Genomic DNA, 20,402 nt, shown 5'->3' on the forward strand with positions numbered 1-20,402 from the left:
AGTAAAAAGTATACTAAAGCCCCAGGTGTCAACCGGGGCATGGTTTAAAGTTCGGTACAGACTTGGTTTCTGCCATTGGCTTTGGCGCGATAAAGAGCTTTGTCTGCACGATAAAAAGTTCGCTGAGTATTCTCGCCTTCTCGATGCAAGGTAATCCCTATGGATACGGTCAGCCCCCGTTCACCAAGAATATCGTCCCAACCATATTGATAAATCCGTTCACGATAATTCTCGGCATGCATTTCTGCGCGTTCCAGTTGGGTATTCTCAAGGATCACGAGGAACTCTTCACCACCAAATCGTACGCACGATGCGCCTTTAAATCTGAAGTAGGACGCCAGTTCCTGTGACACACTTTTGATCGCTTTGTCGCCAACCAAGTGGCTTAGTTCGTCATTGATGGATTTGAAGTGATCGATATCGATGACCATCAATGCAAATGCAGTATCGTGCAGAAGTAGATCTTTTAGTTTAACTTCTAACCAGCGTCGGTTGTGTAAAGACGTAAGTGGATCGGTAAAGACGTCCTGCTGTAGCTGAGCAACAGTATTTTTATGCTGCTTGGTGGTTTCTTTTAGTTCTTTGTTTTCTAGCTCTGACAAAATGAGTTTGAGTTGTAACTCAAAGCGTGAAAGTCGGCGTAGTTGAGCAGACCCTAACTCACCGATCGGAATATGTTTTACAAGATCAGATTCGATTCTATGCGCTTTTTTTTCACAATTTAATGCTTCTTGATACAACCCTTGAGAGGCGTAAACTTGACTCATCGCGTTATAAAAATGTTGAGTAACGATAGGAGATAGTTGCTTTTGAATCCTTTTACTGATGGAGTCCAACGTTAAATTAGCTAAAGAAGTGTGCCCTACACCGTTTAGACAATACGCAGTCTCAATTTTGACCATCGTGGATAACCAGTATGTCGTGGCACTACCCGTTGTATACTGAACATTCGAAATAGCCAGCAACGCATTGGGGTAGTCTTCTTGCAGACGATGTAATTTGGCTCGGTAGAGGTGAATTTGTGCGGCGAGGTTTTTATCACTGACGAGAATGCTCAGTTCTTCACATTCACTCAATAGTTCTTTGGCGTCTGCGGTACGGTTCAAGCTGATATAACAGGCAAGCATGTACAGCTTGTAACGAAGGCGTAGGGATCGACTGCCAATAGCGTGATCGATAGCATCTATTTTTTGATAATAACGTAATGCACGTTGGTGATCCCCATGGGCATCGCACAAATTACCCATTCCAATAATGGCCAATACGTACTCATCAATATAGCCGTACTCGACGGCGATATTGGTTGAAGCAACATACTCGGTTAATGCCGCATTGTAGTCACCTACTTCAACCAAACGCTCACTCAAGCTTGCTTTCACAGAAAGAATATCTTCTACATCCTCTGGTAAAACAAGCAACTCAAGCGCTTGTTTCAATTCACTAATGCTGTCGTTGAGCTGTTTGATCTCTCTTCGATACTCGGCGCTAATGATATAGCAATGCGCTTTCTCTCGGTTTGTTGACGCAATATGTAACCCTATGTGTTCCCATAGCGTAATCGCTTCTTCACCTGAAACGGAAGAAGGATCGATACCTGCGTCAGTCACCTTGCTAAGCAGTTGTTCCATTCTTCATTACCTCAATATAACTTTCTTCGAGCTGTTCTAACGTGAATGGGAAGGTCAGGATATCTTGCAAATACAGTATCGGTTTCGGGCCTTTGATTCCGCGTCGCTTCCATGGATAGATGTCTAACATCGCTTGGACAGTGCGGTAGACCTCTTCTGCTGCTTGACCTTTTTCTGCAATTAACATTGCTAGCCTGTTACTGGAAATTCTCGAGATGAGGTCGCTGGAGGTTGTCAATGCATGAACGAGCTCGGTACAAACATCGAGAACTTCGGGGTTTGAATGCTGAATCATAATGATGGCGTGGTTAGAGCGTTTGAGCTCCGTTTTAAACAAAACTAACTGTTCCCACCAGTAGGTCTCAGAAACGACATTAGAGAACTGTTTTTCAGGGTCGTATTCGTGTTGAGAGCGAATATGATTGATCAGCTTACGTGCTCGCTGCTCTAGTTGGCGTTTAGAGCCTCTTGCTTTATCCATGCTGATTCGATGAGTTTGTTCTTTGAGCATTTTGAGTGCGTGCTTACGGTATTTCTTGAACGCGTTAAACGCAGACTCAAAGTCACCTTGTTCTTCAGCGACTCGTGATTGTTGGAAGCAAATTTGGCTGAGTAGCTCACCGTGGTCGAAACTGAGTGCAGACTCTTCTGCTGCAAGTAGCAACTTGGCAGCGCTGTCTGTATTTTGGCGCAAAAGCTCAAGTCTTGCTCGGCTAATAAAAGAGTGTGCTTTCATCCAAACGAGGTCATGCTCAATGGCGAGCTGGTGGGCTTTTTGGGTGGCTTCTTCGGCCGCATCAAGGCGTTCTAGTCCAAGCAGTGCTAACCCTTTAAAGTCCCAGATCTCGGCTTGCCATGTACTATCATCATGATCTTTTAATACTTCGGTTGCTCCATCCAGTACCGTAAGCATCTCGACAAACTTATTTAGTAAGTAATAGTCCCAAGCTAATAAGATGCGCGCTTTACCTTCTAACCAAGCAATACGAACATTGTTTGCCACTTTAACGGCTAACTCATGAGTTGAAGCGGCAAGTTGGTGTTCATTAGTGATGCGCCATACATTACCAAGCCCAATTAGAGATTCGATTTGAATTTCAACATCATCAACGAGAGCAGATTGTTCGAGCGCATTAATCCAATATTGTTGCGCGGAATAATACTTTGCTTGGCCCCAATATTGGAGAGCAAAAAGATGGAGAATTTCCGGGAGATGATCGTCGGTTTCAAGCTGTGTTTGTTTGCTGTAAGCGTCTTTGACGAGTTTTAAGCCTTGTCGGTAATCCATTAGGCACCAACAGCATTGCGCCATGATGAGTAAGGCTTTGATCTCTCCGTCCACAAATAAAATTTGTTCCGCGCGGATACGATATTGCTGCGCAATATTAAAGGTATGTTTAGGGGCCGATTTTATTTGGCCTTTAAGCTTAGTGAGATCATCTTCTAGCTGAATTTGGTTTTTATCCAACGTTCACATCCATGACTATCGAACTGGAAATCACACCTAATATTAAGTGGTTAGATGCATGTTTCTTTACCAAAGCGATGCGGATAACGTTTTGGTAAACGATCAGGGGCCGTAATGTATACCGTTACAACCCCTAATTACTACATCTAAATTACCAATAGAATAGCTACGATAGGAGCTGTTTGATTGTCAAAGGTGCATCAGAGACTTCTAACCTTTGTGCAGCGGTAAGACCTTGTTTATCCTGATAGCACAAATTATGCCAAGCTCTGAATATATCTAAAAGAGGTAAAATACCAGCAGGTCGTAATTTGCGACGTGGCTCGTTAATGAAGCTTTCGAAAAGAATCTGAAAGCGGTTTTGATAAAACTTCACATGACGAGTTGTCGCAACGTTAAACCATTTTTCAGGCTCATTTTGATCGCCAGCGAGGTAGCAAATGCCTTTGTGGTTTTCGTTTTGACTAGAGATTGCCCAACGATCGCGCCACCAACTCATATAGGCGATATCGACTTTGCCAAAGGGAGTGCTCATGTCCCAACTAGCGTCCTCTTCTACGTACATCAAGTCGACACTTTTCTCTTTAATACGAGGTAAACAAACGCTCAGTGCAGCTGAACGTAGTAGGGGATCTTGAGGCATGTATAGAGATACACGTTTGTTTGGGCAGCACATATCAAGTACGTGCAAATAGTGTGCATACGAGGTGTATGGCGGACGGACTAATGCCCCTTTTGAAGGGTAATGAAATACAGATAGATTACCAAGAGGGTCTTCTACGTTACCGCGAGCCAAAATTGTTTGGTATTTTTGGTCAATTCGCTCTCTGAGGTGATAAGAAGGTTCCGCAAGCGGCTCACTTGCTTCCGCTACATACTCCTGGGAAACAAAACGAGACACCTCATCGTAAGGATTATGATCGAGCGTTGCGATTGGCTCTTCATCAGCGGAATAATTGACGTGCTGGCAAAGAATATAGCCAGAATGCGCTTCGCCAGAAACAATCCAATACACACCATTATTGCTGTTCGGTTGCAATGCAATATAGTTTGAGGCCAATTCATAATACGTTGCGTGGTTTACCCAGCGCGCATCAATGGTTGCCAGCTTGCGGCGGCAGCGGCTAGCTATATGGTCAACATGATCGTAAAAGGTTTTTGGGTTAATACTAAGCTTGCGGCAGATTTCTCGTACGGAATATCCCGTAAACAATAAACCCATCAAGTTCTCTTGAAATTGAAGCTTCTTGTTGGCACCAGACCACTTGTCGACAAAGGTACTTTGACACACTTTACAGCGGTAACGTTGGCGATCGCCACTGTAACCGAAAGCGTGATAGAGGTGTTTGTGAGTGTGGACAGAAAGTCCAAAGTTGTCGCAATCATCATTACGGCAAGCAGGCAACCCGTCACTGTGGACGTGCCGCAGGCGATGAAGTTCGTTCACGACATCGCGATTATTAAGTAAGGGGGGGAAAGCTCCACATTCACGGCATACCATCGCCGGACGCTTAGGGTTCGCATGTTGCAGAACGTAACGCTTTGCATCACTCAATCCAAAGTTGTCACACGCCAATGTTTTACAAAAGTTGAGTTGTAACCCATCTGCGTCTTTTGGCAGTTCGCCGTTAGACACAATCGCCCCCTCGGGATAATTCGGGCAGCCAGCATAACTCTGGCTGCAAATTATTACTTACTATTTGTTCTTAGATGTTGATTGCAGTTTCTAGTGCAACTTTCATCATGTCGTTGAACGACTTCTGACGCTCTTCTGAGCTTAGTTTTTCACCACGGATGATGTGGTCAGAAACTGTCAGGATAGTCAGTGCTTTCGCGCCTAGGTCAGCTGCTACGCCGTAGATACCAGCCGCTTCCATGTCTACACCTAGGATGCCTAGTTTTTCCATCTTCTCGAAGATGTCTGCTTCTGGTGTGTAGAACAGGTCTGCAGAGAATACGTTACCTACTTTTACAGGCACTTCCTGAGCGCGCGCTTGGTTAACTGCTTCTTCTAGAAGACCGTAATCAGCGATTGCTGCGAAATCGTGGTTGTTGAAACGGATACGGTTAACTTTAGAGTCTGTAGAAGCACCCATACCGATAACAACGTCCATTAGTTTCACGTCGTCACGTACTGCACCACAGCTACCTACACGGATAACGTTTTTCACGCCGTATTCAGCGATTAGCTCGTGTACGTAGATACAGCAAGACGGGATACCCATGCCGTGGCCCATTACAGAAACTTTTTTGCCTTTGTAAGTGCCAGTAAAGCCGAACATGTTGCGAACGTCACAAACTTGTTTCACATCTTCTAGGAACGTTTCAGCGATGTATTTAGCGCGCAACGGGTCGCCTGGCATCAGAACTGTTTCAGCGAAATCACCTGGTTGTGCGTTAATGTGTGGGGTTGCCATAAGTGCTCTCCAAAGTTTTGTTTTGATAAAACGCCTCTATTATAGAACGCTATTACCAATTCTGTTGAACTTGTTCGTTTTCGTTGAGGCAATAATATCGGGACGTACAGTAGCCCCTTGAGAGCTTAGTCACAAAAACCACGTATTTAGAAACTGCAACTCCTATTGATAACTAAATCTGTTGAAACCAAAAGAGCAATCGATTTGCTTTTGAGCAGTTTGTCGATTGCGCGCACAAATTCTTTGTTTTTGGGCCAAACTTTTTTCTGAAAGCTGGTTGATCGAAATACTTTCGAGTGAAGTAAAACGATTAAATTGTACAACTTATTTTCTTGTACAATCTGGAAAGGCTTGCTATAAGTTATACAACAAAACTTTTTGTATAGGGATGCGTCATCATGGAATCTTCAATCAAAGTAGGTATCAGTTCGTGTGTTTTGGGTGAACGAGTGCGTTTTGACTCTGGTCATAAGGTGAGCAACTTTGTGACTAAAGAGCTCAGCCCGTATTTTGACTTTGTTTCGGTATGCCCTGAAGTCGGCGTAGGTATGCCAGTACCCCGTCCAACAATTCGTCTTGTTTCTAATGAAGAGCGTGTTGCATTGGTTGAAACCAAAAATCCAGAAAATGATCATACCGACAATATGCTCACTTACTCGGCCAATAAAGTAGATGAACTTCAAAGCGAGCAGCTTTGTGGTTACATCGTTTGTGCCAAGTCACCAACTTGTGGCATGGAGCGAGTCAAGGTTTACAGCAAGAACAGTGCTGCGAAAGAAGGTGTTGGCTTGTATACACAAACATTGATGCAAAAAATGCCTTGGTTGCCTGTTGAAGAGGATGGCAGACTTAACGACCCTGTATTGAAAGAAAATTTTATTACTCGAGTATTTTGTCTAAATGACTTTTACGACTCGATGGATGGTGAGCCTACTCGTGGCAAAATCATCGACTTTCATTCGCGCTACAAACTGACGTTAATGGCACACCACCCAGAGTCATACCGATCCCTTGGCCGCTTAGTTGCCGATGTCGCTAATTATGAAATTGAAGACTTTTACCAAGAGTATCGTTTAGGACTGATGAAGGCGTTAACGAATCGGGCTAGCCGCAAAAATAACACAAATGTGTTGATGCATTTACAAGGGTACTTCAAACGCTCACTAACTAAAGAAGAAAAAGAAGAGTTAGCGACAGTGATTCACGACTACCGTATTGGAATGCTGCCTCTGCTAGCACCACTTACGTTGATTAAGCATTACTTAAATACTTACCCAGACGAGTATTTATCAAAACAGAAGTTTTTAGAACCGTATCCGCAGGAGATGAGATTACGCTATGGTTTGTAGTTCAGAAGAAAAACTATACGCGATCCGAGATGTCGCAGAAATCACGGGTGTAAAACCAGTTACGCTGAGAGCTTGGCAACGAAGATACAACTTGATCCAGCCTCAGCGAACTGAAAAAGGACACAGACTCTATCGCCAGCAAGATCTCGATACGATTCGCGAAGTCCAGAGTTGGCTCGCGAAGGGGATTTCGATTGGTAAAGTGAAGGGGCTGCTAGGAAAAAGCGCCGATGTCGAAGTCAAAAACGAGGTTCGCACACTCGAAGAAGTTGAAAACATGCTGCTTGCGCTGTCTACCCTGAATCGAGGAAAAGCAGAGAGTTTACTTGCCTCTGTTCTTAAAGAGTACCCACTAAAACTCGTTATTGATCAGTTTATTAGCCCAGTATTTGATGCGCTAGATATGGTAAAAGGATCGTTGCGATCCTTGCAGGTGGGGTTATTTCAGACTTGTTTGATCACTCGTCTTGCCCTTGTTATCGATTCTGAAAACAAAGCCGCTTCCAAAGGAAAGTGTCTGCTCATTAGCTTTGAACAAAACAGAGAATCTGAGAGTTGGATTCAAGCAGCGAAGCTTTGTGAACAAGGGTATCACACGACTTTGATCGATAAGGTTGATGATGTTTCTGGTCTACTAGATCACGAGGTCATTGAAAATGGTTCGTTTATCTACCTTTTCTCCAATAAAGCACTAGCTGCTAAACAAGTAGCGTCCATCAAAATGCTTCACGCACAGCTAGGTGATCGGATGGGGTGCTCTGAAGTGATAGAGAAATTACACCTAACTTAGTAGACAAAAGATAGGAGCTACCATGATTTTAGTATGGTTTCGACGTGACTTGCGTACGTTAGACCACACGGCACTCAAAGCGGCATTGGATTCAGGTCAGCCTGTCGTCGCTTGCTTTATCGCGACGCCAGAGCAGTGGCGGGAGCATCACATGGCGCCGATGCAGGCAGACCTCATTGCTCGTCGCTTAGCTTGTCTTAACGAGGAGCTTGAAAGCCTTAATATTCCTTTTTTGTACAAAGAGGTGCCGTCGTTTTCCGATTGTACAGATGTGATTAGTGGGTGGGCGGAAACACTTGAAGCCACGTCTGTCATGGCAAACATTCACTATGAGGTGAACGAACGAGAGCTCGATACACAAGTAAGTGAAGCGTTAGCTTCTCACGATATCGAATTTGAACTGTTTCATGACAAATGTGTGCACGCGCCAACGACGGTTCTTAATAAGCAAGGCGAATATTTTAAGGTATTTACGCCATTCAAGCGTGCTTGGTTAACGCAGTTCCATATGCCGACGGTAGTAAAACCTCACGAGCAAGCGCCACTCAATAAAAAGGTACTCGAACAATTAGAGTCGGCTCGATTTAATTCAAGCTTCACATTTAGCTATCCTCGAGAATCCAGTGAAGACTGGCTGGCTTCGACTAATGATATTTTGAAGCAGCTTAGGGAATTTGCACGGGAGCGCAGTGACGCGTATCAAAGCGAGCGAGACTTTCCAGCTATTGATGGCACTAGCCAACTGTCTCCATACCTTGCGATTGGCGCACTATCACCAAGGCAGTGTATTGCTCGTTTGTATGCTGAAAATCAACAAAATGACCTTACAGAAGGGAAAGCAACTTGGCTAAGTGAGATCATTTGGCGTGAGTTTTATCAGCACCTATTGGTTTTCGAACCAAAACTCGTCAAAGGCAAAGGATTTATCGATTGGGAGGATAAAATCCAGTGGTCCTATGATGAGAAAGCCTTTGAGCGATGGAAGACAGGAACAACAGGATACCCAATCGTTGATGCAGCAATGCGTCAGCTCAATCAAACAGGCTGGATGCACAACCGATTACGTATGATTGTCGCGAGCTTTCTTACCAAGGACTTACATATTGATTGGCGATGGGGAGAAGCGTACTTCATGAGTAAGCTGGTGGACGGCGATTTTGCAGCGAACAATGGTGGCTGGCAATGGTCTGCTTCTACGGGCTGTGACGGGCAGCCATACTTTCGTATTTTCAACCCGATAAGCCAAGGCGAAAAGTTCGATGCTAATGGTGAATTTGTGCGCCACTGGGTACCAGAAATCAAAAGTGTACCGAACAAATACATCCATAAACCTTGGACTTGGGAGGGCTTTTCTTTACTGGAATATCACAAGCCGATGGTTGATCACAAGACAGAAAGAGAGATAACCTTACAGCTCTTTAAAAGTGCCAAGGAATAGAGTGAAATGCTTAGCAAAAAGCGATCAATGAGTTTCGCAAAACGTACCCTGCTATCTGTGTCGTTATCTTTAGTGAGTGGTCTATCATTCGCTAAGATGTACGAATTACCAGAGGATGGAAGCCGTTTAATTGGTCGCCTTGAAAACCACGTCGTGCAAGAAGGCGAAACCATGGCAAATATCGCTAAGCTCTACGATGTGGGTATGCTAGGTTTAATGGCCGCAAACAAAGGCGTGGATCCCTTCTTACCAGAAGAGGGGCATGTTCTTACTATTCCGACACAGCTAATCCTCCCAGACGTACCTTATAAAGGTATCGTTATTAATCTAGCCGAGCTGCGCTTATATTACTTTCCGAAAGGAGAGAATATTGTCCATGTATTTCCTGTCGGAATTGGCCGAATAGGGCGCGATACCCCAGTAATGACAACGCGTATCAGCCAAAAACGACCGAACCCTACATGGACTCCTCCAGCCTCTATTCGTGCCGAGTACAAAGCAAAGGGCATTGACCTACCAGCCGTTGTTCCTGCGGGGCCTGATAATCCACTTGGTATGTTTGCATTGCGTTTAGCTTACGGGAATGGCGAATACCTAATTCATGGTACCAACAAGGACTTTGGGATTGGTATGCGAGTCAGCGCGGGTTGTATTCGTATGGACCCAAGTGACATTGAGTGGTTATTTGACAAGGTTCGTAACGGCGAAGACGTTAACATCATTAACCAGCCTATCAAAATGACACTTGAGCCTGACAGAAGTGTGTTCTTAGAAGCACATGAGCCTTTGACTCGTAGTAATGGCGAGAAAGATGAACTCAAAGTGCCGAAAGAGTTAAAGTGGTGGCTGGATGAATTCGGTATGAAAAACGTGAAGGCTAAAGCAGCAATCGCTGCACAGAATGGGGTTCCCGTCGAAATAACCGCGCCTTAACGGGCGTTAAGACGCGGTATCAAATCTTACTTAGTGTAAGACTGAGCGATGTTATCGATACGCTCGTTAGCACGCTCAGCTTCTTCTTGAGCAGCCATTGCTGCTGCGCCTGATTTTTGAACGTCAGATTGAAGAGCTTGTACGTCTTGGCTTAGTTGGCTAACTTGGTTGCTTAGTTCGTCTAATTTTGCTGCATTTGCTGTAGCTGCGTCATCAGAAGAAGCACAACCGGCTAGTAGAAGTACTGAAGTTGCTGCAGCTGCGATCAACGTTTTGTTCATATAAGAACTCCTTGCTTATAGTGAAAGTCTCGCCACTAGCTATTATTTTATACAGTAGCGAGGTTAAATGTGGTTACATTTTATCAGTACATGATGTAGCAAAAGTCAAAAAAACCCAAGAATTTCATGGAGTACCTGACGTCAACTTTTACCTGAACTTAACAAAGTTTAACTACCTATCCTTTATTTCGTTCTCACAACAGTTTTCATAGCAGGTGTATTTGCCACGTTCCTGATATCAATAATTTAGACGATATTGACACAAATGAAAGTTTATTGGCCCAAATAACTGCTATTTAAGTCGTTTTGTTGATGGATAGAAGGCATATTTGAACGGCTTTTCTCTAAACTTCCTGTCCAGCTGCTCATCAAAAAGGCTAGTCTTTACTCTGAACTGAGCCACAAATGATGTTTTACCGTTACCACAGGGAATTAGTTTGTGTGATCTCTATCTATACTCCTATGATTTGCGGTATTATACCGAGCTTTATTTTTTTGCTGCGTTAGAGCGGAAACGACACTACAGAGCGCTCAGACGCTGACTGATTTATTGGAGAATACTTTGCAATTTAAAGATCTAGGCCTAGACAACCGATTGTTGAAGAACCTAAAACACTACGATTTTAAAAAAGCGACTGACATTCAGCAGCAGGCGATTCCTGTTGCGATTGCAGGCAAGGATCTATTGGCATCTTCGAAAACAGGTTCGGGCAAGACTTTGGCGTTTGTATTGCCAATGCTTCATAAGTCTTTAAAGACAAAATCGTTTTCTGCGAAAGACCCTCGCGCGGTAATCCTTGCTCCTACTCGTGAGCTAGCGAAACAAGTATATGGTGAGCTTCGTTCTATGCTAGCTGGCCTATCTTATGAAGCAGCACTGATTTTGGGTGGTGAGAACTTTAACGATCAGGTAAAAGCTCTGCGTCGTTACCCGAAATTTATCGTGGCGACACCAGGACGTTTGGCTGATCACTTAGAGCACCGTTCGCTTTATCTGGATGGTTTGGAAACGCTAATTCTGGACGAAGCAGACCGTATGTTGGATTTGGGCTTTGCACCAGAGCTTCGTCGCATTCATAAAGCAGCCAAGCATCGTCGTCGTCAAACGTTGATGTTCTCTGCGACATTAGATCATGCAGACGTCAATGAAATCGCGGCTGAAATGCTCAATGCGCCAAAGCGAATTGCTATCGGCGTTTCTAACGAAGAACATAAAGATATCACGCAAAAATTTTACTTGTGTGATCACCTAGATCATAAAGAGGCAATTTTAGATCGTGTTCTTTCTGAGGCTGAATACCGTCAAGTTATTATCTTTACGGCAACGCGTGATGATACTGAGCGACTAACAGAAAAGCTGAACGAAAAGAAACTGAAGGCTGTAGCACTAAGTGGTAACTTGAACCAGACTCAACGTAACACCATTATGAGTCAGTTTGAGCGCGCAGTATTTAAGATCCTTGTAACGACTGATGTTGCTTCCCGCGGTTTGGATATTGCAACTGTGACACACGTCATCAACTTCGATATGCCAAAGCATACCGAAGAATACGTACACCGAGTTGGTCGTACTGGTCGTGCTGGAAACAAAGGGGATGCAATCTCTCTTGTTGGTCCAAAAGACTGGGATAGCTTTAAACGTGTAGAAGCATACCTACAACAAGATCTTGAGTTTTCATTGTTCGAAGATTTGAAAGGTAAGTTTAAAGGCCTTAAGCCACCTAAACCAGATTTCCGCAATAAGAAAGCGACCGCAAAGAAAGCTCGCCCTCAAGCGAAAAAATCGGCGAAAAAACCAGCTAAGCGTGACAAGAGCTTCTACAAAAACGTATCTGTGGGTGATGATGTCTTCATCCCTAAGAAAAAACCAGCGGCACCGAGCTCTGAAGAGTAAAAGCTGCTGTAGTTTCCCATTGATTTTAGTTCTTAAAAATCCGAGTGTTCGCACTCGGATTTTTTATGTCTGTCGCTAGGTGAAATAGCGTCTTTCCATACTCACTCGTTAGTCAGCTTTTATATCTGTCTGGTTGTATATAAACAGCATAGAACGCTAATTTAGGAAGTTATTAAGTTTTATAACCTCGGTCAAAGCAAACGTTTTTCCTCACACACTAGATAAAAATCTTACATGATCATGAAAATGATAATTGATCTCATTTTTATTTAAGGGCAGAATACGCGCCATTGTATTAATCCTATAAATGAATTCGCTCTCTATATGAAATTTACTCATGTTTTTTTAGGGCTCATAATTACCTCTAGTTCTGGCTTTGCTGCTGATGATTTCAACTGGCTTCGAGATGATGCTCGTAAAGATGAGCGAGTTCTTACCTACCTAACAGAACAAAACCACAAAACTGAACAGCACCAAAAAAGTTATCAGACGTTGACAAAAAACCTACTCACGCAGTGGGATACCATGGTGGCAGACAAAGGTGATAAGCCATGGTCGATCGTGAGTGGAAGAGAGTGGACGCTAACGCGTCGCGATGGTCGTTACTTACTGTTATCCCGTGCGAGTCAACATGCACCAGAAAACGTGGTGTTCGATTTCGATGAACGACAATCTGCGCATCAGTACTACCAACTTGGTCAATGGCAAGTGAATGGTGACACGCTCCTTTTCACGGAAGATATCGACGGCAGCGAACAATATCGTGCTGTGGTTGTTGATTTACTCTCCGGTCAATCTACGGAACTGGCGACGCACGTCGATAGTGGCGTATTGTTGTCACCTAACGGGAAAGTGGCATTCCTCGTTGCAAAAGAAAAGCGCACCCAGCGACCTCATCAGATCTTACGTATCTCCACTGAATCTTTGGCAAAAACAGTCCTATGGAATGAACCCAAGTCAGATTGGTTACTTTCTTTCTATCGTGCGGCAGATAGCCGTTATGCTGTGCTGCAAAGCAACAACGAGTCAACAACAGAGCAGAAGCTTGTCGACCTAGAAACGGGCACTGTCTCAGATTCATTGCGAAAGCCTGAAGTGGGTGTGGAATATTACGCGGATGTGGCGAAAGGTTACATTTATCTTAAAAGCAACCTGGAAGGAAAGTTCGCCCTTTACCAAGCCGAACTCGCACCGCTTGGCGCAACATGGCAACGCTTTACCAATCCTCGTGAGCCGCTTGAACAGTTCTACCTTTATGATGCAGGAGTTGTGGCACTTAGTAAGCCAAACAACTTGTCGACATTGACGGTGTATTCTTACCAAGGGCAGGAAAAAGTGATACTGCCATTGGAACACGATGGTAATGTCGCTTGGCTAAGCACATTGGGCGATTTTGAATCAAACAAAATTCGTATCCGAAGCATGTCGATGACTACGCCTCCTCAGTGGGAAGAGTTCGATGTAAAAACGCTGAATAAATCCTTGTACTCTCAAGATGCTTACCAAGACTTTGATAGTCAGCGTTATGTATCCCAACGTATTTTTATTAAGCACGACGGCGTTTCTGTCCCGGTCTCTTTGGCGTATCGCAAAGACAAATTGCACCCACAATCTCCTGTGATGATTTACGGTTACGGCGCGTATGGTTTTACGATGAAACCGTACTTTATGCCTCAGGTTATCAGTTTACTCGACCAAGGTGTGATTTACGCTATCGCCCATGTCCGTGGCGGTGGGTACTTTGGCGATGAATGGCACGAGCAAGGCCGTGGTGTGCGAAAAGCCAATTCTATTGGTGATTTTGTCGCGGCCGCGAAGGCGCTGCAAACATTCGAACGTGGCAATAGAGAGGTTTTCGCCATCGGTTCTAGTGCTGGTGGTACGTTGGTGGCCGGAGCGGTTAATCAAGATCCTAAATTGTTTTCAGGTGTCGTACTTAAAGTGCCTTTTGTTGATGTGGTTGCAAGTATGTCGGATACCTCACTTCCGCTTACCACACAGCAGTATGGCGAATGGGGTAACCCAACCAAACCTGAACAATTGGCGTTAATGAAGGCGTACGATCCGATTCTCAATATCCATAAAAACGCTTACCCACCCATGTTGGTTCAAGTCGGTTTAATTGATCAGCGCGTGCCATATTGGGAAGGCGCAAAGTATCTGGCTAAAGTTTCAGCGTTAAGTGAGCGCAACGGGCCGTACTTGTTGCAAACTGATTTTAATTCGGGCCACCAAATGGACCCACGACAAGCGCAAGAACAACAAGCAAAAGAATACGCATTTCTACTATCACTCATTAAAACATCTAAAGCGGAGCAGTAAATGAAGCTTACCCCAGTGTCAGCGGCAGTACTTTCGGTACTTGCTGCCAGTCAAGTGCACGCCGAATCTAAGGTTTTCTCAATGGAAGAGGTGGTGGTAACCGCCAATAAAATCGATCAGCCATTGTCAAAAGTGGCAGGTAGTGTCGCGGTTATCACAAACGAGCAAATCGAAGAAAGAGGCGAGACCGAGCTATATGACGTGCTGCGTAACGAACCTGGTGTAAGTGTGACGGGCGGTGCAGGACGTCCGCAAAACATTACCATCCGTGGTATGACGGGGAACCGCATTATGATCGTTCGTGATGGCATTCGTTCTGCGGATGGCTTCGGTGCGAATGACATTAATGATGCAGTTGGGAGAGATACTTTTGATTTATCCAATTTTGAATCGCTGCAAATCATTAAAGGGGCAAGTTCTTCGGTGCATGGCTCTGGCGCGATCGGCGGTGTGGTGATTTTAGAATCCAGTCAGCCGGGTGATTTCTTAAAAGACAAAGACTTCTACACCGATGTTTCCGGTACTTACACCGATATCAGCAACAAGTACAAAGGCACGAGTAATCTAGCTTTTCGTTCCGGTGATACAGAGAGTTTGTTTAACGTTTCATACTGGCAAGGACAAGAGACACGTAACTTTGATGAAGATTTGTATAACCGCGACCTCGATGGTTACAGCGGTGCTTATACGATCAACCACTTTTTCAATGAAGAGGTGATGTTGAAAGCCAAAGCGGAACTCTACACCCAGAACCAAGAGCGTTTGGAGGGTTCACCGTCCATTCAACCTGATGGAATTTGGCATATTGAAGACTTTGCTGAGGATGAAACCACAGAAGAGTACAGCGCTTATATTGGTGCAGAGGTGACTCCGATTAATCCAACTTGGTTCGAAGAGTTGGATACCAAAGTTTACTGGCGTCACACCGAAGTGGTGGAAGACACCAACCGTTTAATGCGCCAAGTGGATCACAATGGTTTGATCACCAAGCGTCGCGAGCTGGAACACAAAACCTTCATTGACGAAACAATTGGCTTCCGTGGCGATTTCACCAATACGATTTATGCAGCAAATGCTGAGCACCAATTGGCTTACGGTGTTGAGCTTTCTACAGACTATTACGAGCGCACAGATAGCGATTCCAAGATTGATTGGAACGGGGTAACGCCTTCGACCAAACAACCTTTCGCTCCTGCTCGTGCTTATAACATTGGCTTGTATGTTCGAGACATGGTGGAACTGGATAAATGGACCATCACAGGTGGCCTACGCTTTGATGCGCACCGTCTCACGCCAGACGGTGCGGGTGAAGTGGGCGGCTTCCCATTAAAAGATATGGATAGCTCAGAGGTATCTCCAAGTCTGTCGGTTTCTCGTGAAGTATTTGCCAACAACATTGCTTATGTATCTTATAACCATGGTTACCGTGCTCCGGAATACGATAAAGCGTATGGCTTCGTAAGCCACGACTTTGTGCCGCTCACGCCGTTTGTCATTGCACCAAACATGGATCTAGAGGCTGAAACTTCCGACTCATTTGAAATCGGTAACAAGTTCGATAACGGTCGTGCGTATGTCTATGCGTCTTTGTTCTACAACAAGTTTGAAAACTTCATCGACGTTGTGACCACGGGCTTTGACTCAAGCAATGGTAATTACATTAAACAATACCAAAACCTCGATGGTGTCGAGACGTATGGTGCAGAGCTTTCTGCGGGTTACGCGATCACTAAGCGATGGAACATCAGCACCAAGTTTGGTTACGTAGATGGCAAAGACGCGGAAGGTGAATACGTTCGAAGCATTACGCCATTCGAAGGTAACGCTCAACTGAAATACGCCAACCAAGACTTCAATGCTTACGTGACTTGGAACTGGGCCGCGGCAATGGATCGCGTTCCTAAATGCCAGACCACGCTTGGCCTAGCGACAGATTGCGCGCAGACAAGTGCGTGGAATACGTTTGATATTGGCGCAACTTACCACGTTTCCAAAGACCTTCGTGTTAGCGCAAACATCATCAACCTGTTCGACAAAGAATACATCCGATACCAAGACGTAGCGGGTATCGCTGAGGAAAGTAAGCGTTACTCAACTGAGCCAGGGCGCTACTTCACGCTGACTGCAAAATACGAATTCTAGGACGAAATCATGAAGCTAAAACCATTGGCGTTTTCACTGCTTATTGCATGTACCCCTGCGGCGCTGGCTGCAGAGTGGGATTATCCCTCAACGGATTCTGTGGTGACCAATGAAGCGCAAGCGAAAACTTATCTAGACAGCCACTACTCAGAAGCGGGTGAGTTTAAGTTCCGTTACAAAACCCAGTCTCAGCTTGGTGAGCATTACAATTTTGATGTTTGGGTAAACGGTGAATATCAAGCACAGCGCACCTTAGTAGTAACAACTGATAAAAATCATCACGTTGTGCGAGTGTTTAAGAGCCTTGAAGATACGATCATTCGCAACGGTAAACCAACGGTTGCAATGGAATTGGAATCACCTCGCCAACTGCAAGCACAAGAGCCACCTGCTTTGAGCTCTGGAAGTCTGGTTAATGTTGAGGTTGCTTTATTCAACCCAGATCTTCGCACCATGCAACAGCAAGCGGCACCAGAATCGACGTGGTCAGCACTGTCTGATTACCCTCAGCCGATCGAGTACGTCACCAAGTCGATTGAGGTTTTAAAGTCCGGCGGTAAGTTCTACCTCTCTAACCCAAGATTAAAGCAAGTGGATGCGACGGGTTTATTTGCAGCCCCAGCACCTGGTGAAGCGCCTGTACTCGATACGTTGGACTTCCTCAGCGCAGAAGGGGTTCAAGCATTTGACAGTGTTGATGAGATGCAAAGCACCGAGTTTGGTGACAATGCGTTCCCACAGTTGATGGCTTTTTATCATCTTGATAGCTCGATCCAATATCTGACAAGCCTGACTTACGACTTGTTTGACGAACCGCTTCGTTTTGACGCTCGCGGTTTATCAAAAGATAACTCTACTTACTATTACGGTCCGAAAGCACTCATGCTGGGTGTCGGTGGTGTTTCTCCGGATGCAGTCGATGCTGATGTCGTGATACACGAGCTTGGGCATGGCATTCATTACCAAATCGTACCGGATTGGGCGTACGGTCACACTGGTGCTATCGCAGAGGGTTTTGCTGATTACTGGGCGGGCAGCGCGAGCTACCGCATTCAATATTTGGATGCTTCGCGTCGTGGTCAAGAATTCGAGTTAGATACGGTGTTCAACTGGGACGGTGTGTTCGGAACACGCAAAACAACTCGTAGCTTATGGAACCAAAGAGCACGTTACTTCGAGAGCTCAGAGTATCCAGCGCACGTCAGTGTGGGCGGTGAACTAGGTGACGAGCTATGGTCAACGCCGCTGTTTCAAGCGCTTAAAGCATCGGTTGAACGATACGGTGATGATACCGATAACGTGTTCCGCGAGTTTGACGCCATTGTACTTGAAGGTATGTACGGCATTGGTCGTGGCGTGAAAATGCATGATCTGGCGGAATCGACCGTGTTTGCCGCAAACACCTTGTTCCCAAATAAAAACTACGCCCAATTCCTGACGGACAGCTTCAACAGACACAACTTACTTAAAGCGCCTCTTCGTGTTCGCTATGACGCTCGATACATCGCACAAGGTCAAGACGTTGGTTTGAGCCTGAGCCAAACTGGCCGTGAAGCGAGCATCAAAGGGCAATGGCAGCTAAACAACGCATCTGTTTTCGACTTTGATGAAACGCTTTCTGACTCGACCTCAATGAAGGTGGCGTTACCAAGCGGTCTAACATGTGGCACGCAATTCGATTCCTCTATTTCATTGGATTATCAATTTTCTGAAGGCCTAAAGACTCACCAGTGGAGTGAAAAGGTGATGCTGGTTAATGGTACGCCAGAGCTCGATATCCAGCCTCAACCAGTGAACTCCGCTTTGCCGGAACAGGGCGACAGACTGTTCTCTCAGACGCTATCGGACAAGTCACGCACGATTGATGATTCGTTTGCGGTTTACCTGAACATCGAACATGACTCACTGCAAGATCTGCAAGTGACGCTAGTGTCTCCACAAGGCAAATCGGTCGTGCTACTTAGCCATCAATCAAGCAATACCAAAGGATTTAAAGGTTACTTCACCGCTCAGTATGACGAGGAGTTACAAGCACTTGTCGGTCAACCGAGTTGGGGTACTTGGCGTCTCGAAGTGTCTGACCGCGTGTCAGGGAACTCTGGGGTGTTGAAAGAGTGGGGTGTGAGTCACTTTGCTCAGTATCAGTGTAGTGCTGATACCACTAAAGAAAGCAGTGGCGGTGGTTCAGGTGGCAGTGGTTCGCCTTGGACCTTGTTAGGACTTTTCCTGCTTTCAATGGTGAGAGTGATTCGCTCTCGTTAATTAAAATCAAAAGAAGATAAAATCTATGAAGTTTCAATATTCTTTCGTTGCTATGTCACTAGCCCTTGCTGGCTGTGGCGGAGGTTCTGGTGGTGACACGTCGGCACCGACCTATGATGTAGCTGGCACCATCGTTTCTGCAGGTACACTTCTTGATACGCCAGTATGTATCGATTTAAACCAAAACTACGTTTGTGATTCCACTGAACCGAGTGCTAAAACGGATAATGCCGGTAAATTTAGCCTGACTTCAAGCGACAAAAACGTACTAACCAGCACCATTCTTGCTCAAGTTGATCAAGGTTCAAACCAAACGTTGCGTCTTGCGGCTCCGGGTCAAAATTTAGCAACGGGTAACACGGTCAATGGTGTAACAACGTTGCTCGCGGGTCTTGTAATTGACGGTAAAACCGTTGCTCAAGCTGAAGAGATTGTGAAAGCGCAACTCGCCGATGCCGGCGTTTCTCTTTCTGGTACGGTGATGTCTAACGCAGAAGCTAGCGAGCTAGACAAGCTAGAGCAAAACACGGTTGTGCTATTAGCTGCGATGCAACCAAAGCAAATGACCCAAGGCGTAGCGCTGCTTGCTCAAAATCTTAGCTTTCAAGGTAAATCGTTGGCCTCTGATCTTCTGTCTGAAGCGGAAGTAAGTGCATTTGCTGAAGAAATTGTAGCGGTTGCTGAACAAACGGTTGGTAGTAACGATACGGGCGCCGTTCTTTATTTTGCTGAAGGAGCAGCAGACGTTGCTGAGGTTCAAGCGTCTTACCCTGGTCAAGATGCAGAATACGGCTTCGACAAAGAGGACAAGCAAACGTCGACAGGCGCTGGCTTTAAGTTCGTTAAGCTAGATTCACAAGGTGCAGCTTTAGCTGCAGATGCGACTGAGTGGGCTTGTACTATGGACGAGCGTACTGGTCTTGTTTGGGAAAACAAAAGTGCGGATGCGAGCTCAGTTCAATTTAAAGATCGCCTATTTGCGTTTGAGTCTGAAACATTTAAGCCATTTAGCAAAGATGTAGAGCTTGCAGGTTGTAAAGACGCTGGTGATGAAGTTTGTACCACTAGCCAATATGTTCAGTACATAAACAAACAATCGTTATGTGGAATCACTGGTTGGCGCTTGCCTACTTACCGTGAGACTTATGACTTACTAGACTTTGGTGAACAAACACTGTTTGCTCCGAACGATGAATATGCAAAATACAACGTCTATGGTTTTAATGTTAAATACTTTCCACAGCAAACCATAGGTAGCCCTTATTTAGGATATGGTGCGTTTTGGCATAGCGACTTTAAGTTTACGAATGCATCATCACAACTTATTGATGGCGAGATTTATTTCCCTGCGATTGTCTCCCGGGGCAAAGATAGAGGCACTATTTCATACGTCGAGATTCGATCAAGCAACACAAGTGCGGGTGCCGATGATTCTTACCAATTCCCAATCCGTCTAGTCGCAGTTAAGGGGCAATAAG

General features: G+C 45.1%; 14 protein-coding genes. 9 read left to right on the forward strand and 5 right to left on the reverse strand.

Features of this window, described 5'->3' with window-relative positions; all coding sequences use genetic code 11:
• Positions 1 to 44: 44 nt before the first annotated feature.
• The 4 genes from R7E51_RS04660 to deoD form a co-directional block, all read right to left on the reverse strand.
• Positions 45 to 1,628 carry a GGDEF domain-containing protein gene (locus R7E51_RS04660; RefSeq protein ID WP_017820511.1) on the reverse strand — a complete coding sequence of 528 codons (1,584 nt, stop codon included), beginning with the start codon at positions 1,626 to 1,628 and terminating at the stop codon, positions 45 to 47.
• Entirely contained in the window at positions 1,612 to 3,096 is a 1,485-nt protein-coding gene (locus R7E51_RS04665) for a hypothetical protein (protein ID WP_005375137.1), read from the reverse strand. The genes R7E51_RS04660 and R7E51_RS04665 overlap by 17 nt, the downstream gene beginning before the upstream one ends.
• A gap of 166 nt (positions 3,097 to 3,262) precedes the next feature.
• The gene (locus R7E51_RS04670) at positions 3,263 to 4,732 is read right to left on the reverse strand and encodes a lactate dehydrogenase (protein ID WP_017820510.1); all 1,470 of its coding nucleotides are present in this window, start codon (positions 4,730 to 4,732) and stop codon (positions 3,263 to 3,265) included.
• A 70-nt stretch (positions 4,733 to 4,802) separates the two neighbouring features.
• A complete protein-coding gene (gene deoD / locus R7E51_RS04675) occupies positions 4,803 to 5,513 on the reverse strand; it encodes a purine-nucleoside phosphorylase (RefSeq protein WP_005375140.1) in 711 nt (236 codons plus the stop codon).
• A 398-nt stretch (positions 5,514 to 5,911) separates the two neighbouring features.
• On the opposite strand from deoD, the gene R7E51_RS04680 reads away from it, so the two are divergent.
• Genes R7E51_RS04680 through R7E51_RS04695 form a run of 4 tightly spaced genes read left to right on the forward strand, consistent with a single transcriptional unit; the run spans position 5,912 to position 10,023 of the window.
• Complete coding sequence (locus R7E51_RS04680) at positions 5,912 to 6,862, forward strand: YbgA family protein (protein ID WP_005383935.1); 951 nt, start codon at positions 5,912 to 5,914, stop codon at positions 6,860 to 6,862.
• Positions 6,852 to 7,652: a MerR family transcriptional regulator gene (locus R7E51_RS04685; protein WP_005375142.1), complete on the forward strand. Its 801-nt coding sequence runs from the start codon at positions 6,852 to 6,854 to the stop codon at positions 7,650 to 7,652. The genes R7E51_RS04680 and R7E51_RS04685 overlap by 11 nt, the downstream gene beginning before the upstream one ends.
• Positions 7,653 to 7,674: 22 nt before the next feature.
• A complete protein-coding gene (gene phrB, locus R7E51_RS04690) occupies positions 7,675 to 9,090 on the forward strand; it encodes a deoxyribodipyrimidine photo-lyase (protein ID WP_005383934.1) in 1,416 nt (471 codons plus the stop codon).
• A 6-nt stretch (positions 9,091 to 9,096) separates the two neighbouring features.
• Positions 9,097 to 10,023, forward strand: coding sequence for a L,D-transpeptidase family protein (locus tag R7E51_RS04695; protein ID WP_017820509.1), 927 nt, complete (start codon positions 9,097 to 9,099; stop codon positions 10,021 to 10,023).
• Positions 10,024 to 10,049: 26 nt separating this feature from the next.
• On the opposite strand, the gene R7E51_RS04700 is transcribed toward R7E51_RS04695, so the two are convergent.
• Positions 10,050 to 10,304: an Lpp/OprI family alanine-zipper lipoprotein gene (locus tag R7E51_RS04700; protein ID WP_005375145.1), complete on the reverse strand. Its 255-nt coding sequence runs from the start codon at positions 10,302 to 10,304 to the stop codon at positions 10,050 to 10,052.
• Between the two features lie 550 nt (positions 10,305 to 10,854).
• On the opposite strand from R7E51_RS04700, the gene R7E51_RS04705 reads away from it, so the two are divergent.
• The 5 genes from R7E51_RS04705 (at position 10,855) to R7E51_RS04725 (ending at position 20,401) form a co-directional block, all read left to right on the forward strand.
• Entirely contained in the window at positions 10,855 to 12,198 is a 1,344-nt protein-coding gene (locus tag R7E51_RS04705) for a DEAD/DEAH box helicase (RefSeq protein WP_017820508.1), read from the forward strand.
• A 324-nt stretch (positions 12,199 to 12,522) separates the two neighbouring features.
• Positions 12,523 to 14,520 (forward strand): prolyl oligopeptidase family serine peptidase, encoded by a 1,998-nt coding sequence (locus tag R7E51_RS04710; RefSeq protein WP_017820507.1) that lies wholly within the window; start codon positions 12,523 to 12,525, stop codon positions 14,518 to 14,520.
• Positions 14,521 to 16,662, forward strand: coding sequence for a TonB-dependent hemoglobin/transferrin/lactoferrin family receptor (locus R7E51_RS04715; RefSeq protein WP_017820506.1), 2,142 nt, complete (start codon positions 14,521 to 14,523; stop codon positions 16,660 to 16,662). It begins immediately after the preceding gene.
• 9 nt (positions 16,663 to 16,671) lie between these two features.
• Positions 16,672 to 18,924 carry a proprotein convertase P-domain-containing protein gene (locus R7E51_RS04720; RefSeq protein ID WP_206958258.1) on the forward strand — a complete coding sequence of 751 codons (2,253 nt, stop codon included), beginning with the start codon at positions 16,672 to 16,674 and terminating at the stop codon, positions 18,922 to 18,924.
• A gap of 25 nt (positions 18,925 to 18,949) precedes the next feature.
• Positions 18,950 to 20,401 carry an Lcl domain-containing protein gene (locus tag R7E51_RS04725; protein ID WP_005375150.1) on the forward strand — a complete coding sequence of 484 codons (1,452 nt, stop codon included), beginning with the start codon at positions 18,950 to 18,952 and terminating at the stop codon, positions 20,399 to 20,401.
• The last annotated feature ends 1 nt before the right edge of the window (position 20,402 follow it).

It is taken from the genome of Vibrio sp. Vb1166, from assembly GCF_033338695.1.
Classification (GTDB): Bacteria; Pseudomonadota; Gammaproteobacteria; order Enterobacterales; family Vibrionaceae; genus Vibrio; species Vibrio alginolyticus.